This window comes from Rhizobium sp. 01T437, assembly GCF_056398505.1.
The window spans coordinates 24,526-32,404 of the sequence record NZ_JBFTPM010000040.1 but is presented as its reverse complement, the minus strand read 5'-3'; the positions used below and the strand labels follow the sequence as shown (position 1 = coordinate 32,404).

Genomic DNA, 7,879 nt, shown 5'->3' with positions numbered 1-7,879 from the left:
CACGTGGTATGGCGAGAACGGCACCTATGTCGACGCGCAGAGCCAGGCCACCTGGTATGACAGCGACCTGAAATCCGATCTCGTCGACGGCGCCATGGAGAACGGCAACAATGGCTTCGGCTATGCGCTCAGCCTCGAGGCCGGCAGGCGTTTGGCAGCCTCCGGATCCTGGTCGATCACGCCCCAGGCGCAACTCGTCTATTCCTCCGTCGATTTCGACACGTTCAACGACCGGTTCGGCGCGCGGGTTTCGCTTGATGACGGCGACAGTCTGGTCGGCCGGCTCGGGATGGCGCTCGACCGCGAAGAGAGCTGGCAGCGGGCCGATGGCCAGACGGCGCGGGCAAAAATCTACGGCATTGCCAATCTCTACGGCGAGTTCCTGGATGGCGCAGCAGTCGATGTCTCCGGCACTGGTTTCGAAACGAGGAACGATCCGGTCTGGGCAGGCCTGACGCTTGGCGGCTCTTACAATTGGAACGACGAGCGCTATTCGCTCTATGGCGAGGTCGCCGCGAAATCCTCGCTGAAAGATTTCGGCGACAGCTATGCGCTTAGCGGCACTGCCGGCTTCCGCGTGAAGTGGTAAAGGCGGCGGAAGCGGCCAATCTCCATAAATGGCGTCGGAAGCCTCCGAAACCTTATGATTTGTCGACAATTAAGGTCTTTGCCACGTTAAAACCCCTCCCCACAAGGGGGAGGGGCTAACCTGGGGCAGCGCTACACTCCTCCCGAAACGTTGAAGATGTGGAAAGCGGGTGCGGCAGATTAAGCCCCTCCCCCTTGTGGGGAGGGGTTTGGGGCGGGGTCTTCAGCACCGCAAGAGCTCGAACCTACCCCTTTACAAACGCCCCGTCCCCGAACACCTCCGCAAGTATCCGCGTCCCGATATCCGCCTCCTCCTCGGAAAGCCCGGAAAACCCGAGCAGCAGCCGCGACCGGTCCGTCGAAACCACATTCATCCTTGACAGCGGCATCACCACGACACCCTTCTTCAGCGCCGCAGCGGAAACAGCCGTGTCATCATCCCAGCCACCCTTACTGCGAACCGTCAGATTGATCCCCTGATCCGGCAGCAGCACCGCCACATGCTCCGCCAACCGCTCCCCCAGAAACCCGGCCAGCATATCGCGCGACGCCCGCAGCCGTTCCCTGAGACGCCGCAGATGCGCCGGAAAATAGCCCTCCTCCAGGAAATCGGCGATCACCCGCTGCTGGAAACTCGGCGGGCAGCGGTCGACGGCGGGGCGCACGGCGCGGAAGGCGGGCACGAGATCGGCGGGGACGACGAGATAGCCGATGCGCAGGCTCGGCAGCAGCGCCTTGCTGAAAGTGCCGGTGTAGAGAACGCGGCCCGCCTTATCGAGGCCGTGCAGCGAGGCGATCGGGTGGCCCTGGTAGCGGAATTCGCTGTCGTAATCATCCTCGATGATCCAGCAGTCGTTCTCCTCGGCATAAGAGAGAAGCCCGAGACGGCGCGAGAGCGAGAGGACGGAACCGACCGGATATTGATTGGAGGGTGTCACGTAGAAGGCGGCCGGCGGAGGCAGCGTGCCGTCAAGCAGCCGCGTGATATCGATGCCGTCAGCGTCGACCGGCAGCCCAACGACATCGATGCCGTTCAGCGCCAGGCATTGCCGGGCCGGCGGATAGCACGGATCTTCGACGACGGCCGTATCGCCCGGCGTCATCAACACGCGGAAGGCAAGGTCGAGCGCCTGCTGCGTTCCCGCTGTGATGAAGATCTGGTCGGGGCTGCAGCGCACGCCGCGCGAGACGGCGAGATGCACGCTGATCGCCGCCCTCAGCGCCCTTTCGCCCTGGATATCGCCATAGCCTTCGAAAGCATAGTTCATGTGCCTGACGGCAATACGGTTCAGAAGCCGCGCCGTGCGCTCGTCATGGGCGATGCGGCCGGTGACGAATGGCAGCGCCTTCTGCGGCTCGAGGCTTGGGCCTCGTGTGAGGATAGCAGTGGCAGCGGCCGAGACGCCGCGGCGGATCGCCTGCGCACTGCCTGCGCCGGATGGATCGGTGCGTGCCGCACCTTCGGGGATGGACGAGGCGATATAGGTGCCGGAGCCGTGGCGGGCGACCGCAAAGCCCTCTGACATCAGGATCTCATAGGCCTCGGCAATGACGCCACGCGAGATCACCCATTCCGCCGAGGCAAGCCGCGTCGAGGGCAGCCGCTGCCCGCCGGTCAACCGCCCCTCAGCGACGGCGTTGCGCAGCGAGAGATAGAGCTGGCGCGGCAAAGGCGCTGATGAGGACGGATCGATCGTGGGCCGGAAGGAAGCCGATGGTCCTTCACGTCTTCTCGTCAGCGTCATGAAACTTCCCCAATGGCTGGTTCAAGTGGCCCACACGCCACGAGCAAAGTGGATCTTCAAAGATACACCAAAATGCATTTAGATTGAGCCACTTTCAAGCGGATTCGCCAATCGCAGTGCCTGACGGAGACGACATGAACCAACCAAAACTCGACGTGCCCTATTTCAGCCAGTGGGAAACGCCGGAGATGACCCTGCCCGTGCTGGCCGAAGGCGCCGCCGCCCTGCACCGCGATGTCAGGTGGAAGAATTCCGGGGCCGAGACGATTGAGGAATATGCGCGCTGGGCGGTGAACGTCTGCGGCATGGCCTGCCTGAAGATGATCCTGGCCGCCCGCGGCGAGGCGCATCCGATCCTCTCGCTCGCAAGGGCCTGCACCACCTATGGCGGCTATGTGATCAACGAGGCGGACGCCTCGATCAAGGGGCTGATCTATGCGCCCTTCGTGACCTTCGTGCGCGAGCGCTTTGGGCTTGTCGCCGACGTGAGGACACAGGTGCAGGCGCAAACCATTCCCGAAATCCTCGCAGAGAACAGCTTCTTCATCGCCTCGGTCAGCAGCGCCATCCGCTGGCCGGAGCGCGAACCGCCTGGCAAGGGTGGCCATCTGGTGCTGGTGACGGCGGCCGATGAAGAGAGCGTGCGCTTCCACAATCCCTCCGGCCATGACCGCGCCAGCCAGGCCGATGTCACCCTACCGCTCGCCACCTTCGACCGATTCTTTGCCAACAGAGGCATCGCGGTCAGCCTTTAGAGGCTTTGTTTTCGCGCAATTCCGGACGCAAAAACCGCTGCACACTTTTGCTGGAATTGCTTACTTTTCAAGGAGATTTGCATGAGCCCTTCCCAATCCAGGCTGCGCATCGCCGTGCTCTTCGGCGGCCGTTCCAGCGAGCACGACGTATCCGTCATGTCGGCGACCAATGTGATGCGCGCGCTCGACCCGGAAAGATACGACGCCCTGCCCGTCTTCGTGACACGCGACGGCCGCTGGCTGCAAAGCCGCTTTGCCGATGGCGAGCTTGAGAAGCCGGAAACGGGCACCGAGCTTTGCCTCGTGCCCGGCGGGCGTGGCCGCTTGCTGGCGATCGCGCCCGATGGAAAGGCGGCCGAAGCCGGCAAGGTCGATATCGTCTTCCCGGTGCTGCATGGGCTGCATGGAGAGGACGGCGCCGTCCAGGGCCTCTGCCAGGTGGCGCGCGTGCCGCTTGCCGGCTGCGGCATTCTGGGCTCGGCCACCGCGCTCGACAAGGATATCGCCAAGCAGCTGCTGAAGGCCGCCGGCCTGCCGGTGGCCCGCTCGGTGACGCTCGATCAGGCCGCCCCCCCGACGCTCGAAACCCTCGAAGGCGCGCTCGGCCTGCCGCTCTTCATCAAGCCAGCCCGCCAGGGCTCCTCCGTCGGCGTGCGAAAAGTCTCGGGCAGCCAGGAATTCGCCCCCGCCCTTGCCGAAGCCTTCAGCCACGACCGCAAGCTCATCGCCGAGGAATTCATTGCCGGGCGCGAGATCGAATGCAGCGTGCTGGAAGATGTCAAAGGCGGCCTCTTCGTCTCCCGCCCCGGCGAGATCGCGCCCGCCGAAAGCCACGGCTTCTACAGCTACACCGCCAAATATCTCGACGAGAACGGTGCCGCCCTGAAAGTGCCGGCGGAGCTTCCCGCCGATGTCGAAGCCAGGATCCGCGACATGGCCGCCCGCGCCTTCCGCGCACTCGGCTGCGACGGCATGGCCCGCGTCGATTTCTTCCTGATGGAAGACATGCGCTTCGTCGTCAACGAGGTGAACACCATTCCGGGTTTCACCGATATCAGCATGTATTCCAAGGCGATGGCCGCAAGCGGCGTCGCTTACGCCGAGGTCATCGACCGGCTGGTGGAGCATGGGCTGGCCAGAGGGGCTTAACTTAAGAAAGAGACCATTCAATTCACTGCCGCGGCTCCGGTAGCCGCGGCAGCACAGGCTCAGCAAACGACAAATTGTTGCTTGCCGAGCCTGATGATTTTAATGTTTGCCAAATCGCCGAACATGCGTTCAAGGTTCTCCAACTTGGCTGCGAGGTAGCCTTCCCACACGACGCTTGGTCAGCGGATTGGAATCGTTGAACGAGATAGTTTGATACCCTTCCGGCCTAGTACGTCGAGGAACATCGAAAGTGAATGTTGCGCCGTTTCAGCATGAGGGGACGGGCCAACCATTATTTCTGTAATCGGCAAGTTGATCGAGGCGAGCGGCGGTTTCATTTCGATATAGGGGACCATTCCCCATCTGCCGTTTCGGAACTTAAGGCGCTCCTGATTATGTTCGTCAATGTTCATATAGACGAGTCGCCACTCTTGCTCCGCTTCGAAGGCTGGGTTTTTCAATCTCATAATTGAGTAGGAAACTGTCGAAGAAATCATCCGCATGAAATCCTCAACCTCATCGTCGTTTTCAAGTTCGGCCTTGTGATCCTGGTAGTATTGGTCGACAACATCGATAACTTGATCAACGAATGCGATCTGATGCTCGTACTTATAAATAATTTTATACGCCTGGACGAAATAGTTATCTGAGGCAAATTTCGTCGTATCGAAGCCAAGAGAGTAGGCAATGTCGCCGCCATAGTAGCGCCATTGATTGAGTGAGTTGCGTTCGGCGGATAGGCAAAATACATGCGCGCTGAGCAAGTCGTAATTTTGCGAAATTATATCAATTAGTTTTTCAATGCCGTTTCTAAAATCGGCGTCGTCTACATCTTTAAATCGCTCGCGGATGCGCTCAAATAATACCTGGTAGCCCCAAGCTCTTTCGGAATAGTCGTTCAAAAATCTGAAGTGGGTTAGCCACAGAAGATTATCCTCGACAATGCCGCGCATTCCGGAGGAATTGGTGTAGTGATAAAGTGGAAAATTAGGAAAGGCGTCCGGGCCGCCGACGGAGCTCTTGTTAAAATACTCCAGGTAGTGCTGAAATTTTATCATCGTCTTTGAATTCTTTCTAGATAAATTAGAATCCTCGTCTTCCGTGTCTTTCACCTAGGATCGGGCGATACTCCGGTTTTGGGACGGTCAGACCCCTTCTTCCTTTCCAGCCGATACGATTCGGGCGAGTGAATTCCCCTATCCTCTCCGAGAGAAGCCTGATCCCGAAGATGGGTCTTTGCCGCGAGCATGATCTCAGAAAAACGCGGCAGCGGGCGCAAGCTGTCTAGGTCGTTGTCGTTTTCCATCCATACCAGCAATTCCGGGCTCATCTTCGGTGCTATGCGCTCGAGCACGTCAAGTGCGGCTTGCGCATCGCCGCTGATCGCCCAGGCGCAGACGAGGTTTGACTGGAGCTGTATATTATCAGGCTCGAGCAGGCTGGCACGCGATGCCCATTCGCGGGCTCGCTCGTGATCGCCGAGGAGTGCCAGGATGCCGGCCCCATGCCCGATCGCGCCGCTATGGTCGGGCTCGGCAGCCACGATGCGCTCGATGCGCACCAGCGCACGGCGGCAGGCGTCGAGCGCTGCCTGCTCGTCGCCCTTGCCCTGGTAGCACTGGATGACCATGGCGGCTGCATTATAGTCTCCAGGCGCCAGTGCTGCGGCCCGCTCGAAATGGCCTATGGCATCATCGTACCGGTGCTGCATGATGAAGGTGCGCCCGGCGGCGACGTTGGCGGCATAGTCATCGGGATCGAGCCGCAGAGCGATTGCACTTTGGCGTTCGGCTTCTTCGAACTGTCCCCTGTAAAGAAACAGCAAGGCCTTTCCGGCATGGGCACTGGCGAGTTCGGGATCGAGTTCGAGGGCGCGATCGATTTCGAACTCACCCGTCTCGTCGCCGCCGACGCTGCGCCTCTGGCGATTGAGCGTTTCGCCGAGAAGAGCCCAGGCGCGTGCATTGCCCGGCTCCAACTCGCATACGCGCCGGCAGAGGCGGATGATCAGCGGCAGGTGTCGCTCCGAGCCGCTGATATTGTATTCCCGTGCCAGAAGGAACAGCTTGTACGCTTCGGGGTCAGTCGGACCCGCGCGCTCCAGCGCCTGGCGCTCCGAAGGCAACAGGCGCAGTCTCAGTGCCTCGACGACGGATTTGGCAAGGTCCGCCTGCAGCACCAGCACGTCCTTGATGTCCCGGTCGAAGCGCTCGGCCCAGACGGTTGTTTCGTTCGCCCCGTCGATCAGCTGGGCGGAGAGGCGGATCCGTTCACCTGCCTTGCGCACATTGCCCTCGAGTATATAGGCCACATTGAGCTGCTGGGCGATTGCCCGCGCGCTCTGGGCCTTGATGCTGAAGGATGTCGCGCGGGAAACGACCGTCAGGGCCGAGAGCTTGCTGAGATCAATGATGATGTCCTCGGTCACGCCTGCGCTGAAATAGTCCTGCTCCGGATCGCCGCCGATATTGGCGAAAGGCAGGACGCAGATGCCGATCCGCTCGCGGCTCACTCCAGCCTGTGCCGGCGCCTCGCCCTGGATGGCGAAGGCACGGATGGGGCGCTCGATATTCTTGAGCGAGATCGTCCCGAGGTCTTCTAGCGCGACATTCAATTTTCCCGCCACGTGTTCGCGCACCGTTTCGGAGAGCACGATACCGCCCGGCTGGGCGAGCGCCTGCAGCCGCGCTGCAATATTGACCCCCTCCCCGAAGAGATCGCCGTCATCGACGATCACATCGCCCAGATTGAGCCCCATGCGGAAGCGAAGCGTCGGGTCGGTTGCAGAAGCCGTGTTTTGAAGCGCAATGGCGCACACCGCCGCATCGACTGCGCTCGCAAACTCGATGAGGGCACCGTCGCCCATCAGCTTGACGATGCGACCATGGCAGCGCGCCAATGCAGGATCAAATGCCGCAAACGCCGCCTTGACGCGCGAAAGCGTGCCAGCCTCGTCGCGTCCCATCAGCTTGCTGTAGCCGGCGACATCGATACAGAGAACGGCAGCCAGTTTGCGCATAGAACCGTACCTGTGGAGTTGGGTGCTTACGGCAAAAAACCGGTTTTCCCCTCAAGCAGTCCATCACATTCCGGCAGTGGAGACAAGCGAGCGAACCCGAGCACCGTTTTCGGAGCAACCGACCTCGCGCCAGCGACGAGCATTCGTCTCGCCCGAACTGTCTGTCACAACACATGTCCGTGAGCCCGGCTTCCAATCCGGGAGGCGTCGTGCCACTATTTCATCATGACTCTCCTGCGGACCGTCCATCGCCTGTTCCTGCTTGTCGCCATGCTCGCGGTCGTCGTCGGCCCGATGAGCATCGGGCTGGCAGGCAGCGCCACGGCGTCCTCCGCGCCGGTCACCATGAAAGCAATGAGCAGCGACATGTCCGGCATGAAGATGGCCGAAGACATGCCCTGCTGCCCAAAGAAGCAACCTGTCAAGCCGGACTGCGCCAAGGGTTGTCTGCTGGCGCTGGTCTGCACGACGTCCATCTCTGCCCACGCGCCAGATGACCATGGCTGGTCCTTCGCAATCTCCTGGCAGTCCCAACGCTACGACCTGATACCCGCCGCGCAACTGACGTCGGCGCTGATCGAGCCCCCGGCCCGACCTCCGAAAGCCTGATCTCAATTCATTCT

7 protein-coding genes are annotated in these 7,879 nt (G+C 61.0%); 4 read left to right on the top strand and 3 right to left on the bottom strand.

Annotated elements, in window-relative coordinates; all coding sequences use genetic code 11:
- Positions 1 to 589 (top strand): autotransporter outer membrane beta-barrel domain-containing protein (locus AC1DM5_RS35200; protein ID WP_477976828.1); only part of this gene is annotated, 589 nt, incomplete at its 5' end.
- A 244-nt stretch (positions 590 to 833) separates the two neighbouring features.
- On the opposite strand, the gene pdxR is transcribed toward AC1DM5_RS35200, so the two are convergent.
- On the bottom strand, positions 834 to 2,333 hold the full coding sequence (pdxR, locus tag AC1DM5_RS35195) for a MocR-like pyridoxine biosynthesis transcription factor PdxR (protein WP_477823902.1): 1,500 nt from the start codon (positions 2,331 to 2,333) through the stop codon (positions 834 to 836).
- Positions 2,334 to 2,467: 134 nt separating this feature from the next.
- Between pdxR and AC1DM5_RS35190 the strand changes: the two genes are divergently transcribed.
- Together AC1DM5_RS35190 and AC1DM5_RS35185 are read left to right on the top strand one after the other, a co-directional pair.
- Complete coding sequence (locus AC1DM5_RS35190) at positions 2,468 to 3,088, top strand: C39 family peptidase (RefSeq protein ID WP_477823901.1); 621 nt, start codon at positions 2,468 to 2,470, stop codon at positions 3,086 to 3,088.
- Positions 3,089 to 3,169: 81 nt separating this feature from the next.
- On the top strand, positions 3,170 to 4,237 hold the full coding sequence (locus tag AC1DM5_RS35185) for a D-alanine--D-alanine ligase family protein (RefSeq protein WP_477823900.1): 1,068 nt from the start codon (positions 3,170 to 3,172) through the stop codon (positions 4,235 to 4,237).
- A gap of 179 nt (positions 4,238 to 4,416) precedes the next feature.
- On the opposite strand, the gene AC1DM5_RS35180 is transcribed toward AC1DM5_RS35185, so the two are convergent.
- Positions 4,417 to 5,295: a DUF2971 domain-containing protein gene (locus tag AC1DM5_RS35180; protein ID WP_477823899.1), complete on the bottom strand. Its 879-nt coding sequence runs from the start codon at positions 5,293 to 5,295 to the stop codon at positions 4,417 to 4,419.
- A 50-nt stretch (positions 5,296 to 5,345) separates the two neighbouring features.
- Complete coding sequence (locus AC1DM5_RS35175; RefSeq protein ID WP_477823898.1) at positions 5,346 to 7,256, bottom strand: TPR end-of-group domain-containing protein; 1,911 nt, start codon at positions 7,254 to 7,256, stop codon at positions 5,346 to 5,348.
- A 225-nt stretch (positions 7,257 to 7,481) separates the two neighbouring features.
- Between AC1DM5_RS35175 and AC1DM5_RS35170 the strand changes: the two genes are divergently transcribed.
- Positions 7,482 to 7,865 (top strand): hypothetical protein, encoded by a 384-nt coding sequence (locus tag AC1DM5_RS35170; RefSeq protein ID WP_477976826.1) that lies wholly within the window; start codon positions 7,482 to 7,484, stop codon positions 7,863 to 7,865.
- Positions 7,866 to 7,879: the final 14 nt, after the last annotated feature.

Bases quoted from the DNA above. Each gene is read 5' to 3' on its own strand.
- AC1DM5_RS35190 (WP_477823901.1), top strand. From the start codon at position 2,468: ATGAACCAACCAAAACTCGACGTGCCCTATTTCAGCCAGTGGGAAACG.
- AC1DM5_RS35175 (WP_477823898.1), bottom strand. From the start codon at position 7,256: ATGCGCAAACTGGCTGCCGTTCTCTGTATCGATGTCGCCGGCTACAGC.
- AC1DM5_RS35180 (WP_477823899.1), bottom strand. From the start codon at position 5,295: ATGATAAAATTTCAGCACTACCTGGAGTATTTTAACAAGAGCTCCGTC.
- pdxR (WP_477823902.1), bottom strand. From the start codon at position 2,333: ATGACGCTGACGAGAAGACGTGAAGGACCATCGGCTTCCTTCCGGCCC.
- AC1DM5_RS35185 (WP_477823900.1), top strand. From the start codon at position 3,170: ATGAGCCCTTCCCAATCCAGGCTGCGCATCGCCGTGCTCTTCGGCGGC.
- AC1DM5_RS35170 (WP_477976826.1), top strand. From the start codon at position 7,482: ATGACTCTCCTGCGGACCGTCCATCGCCTGTTCCTGCTTGTCGCCATG.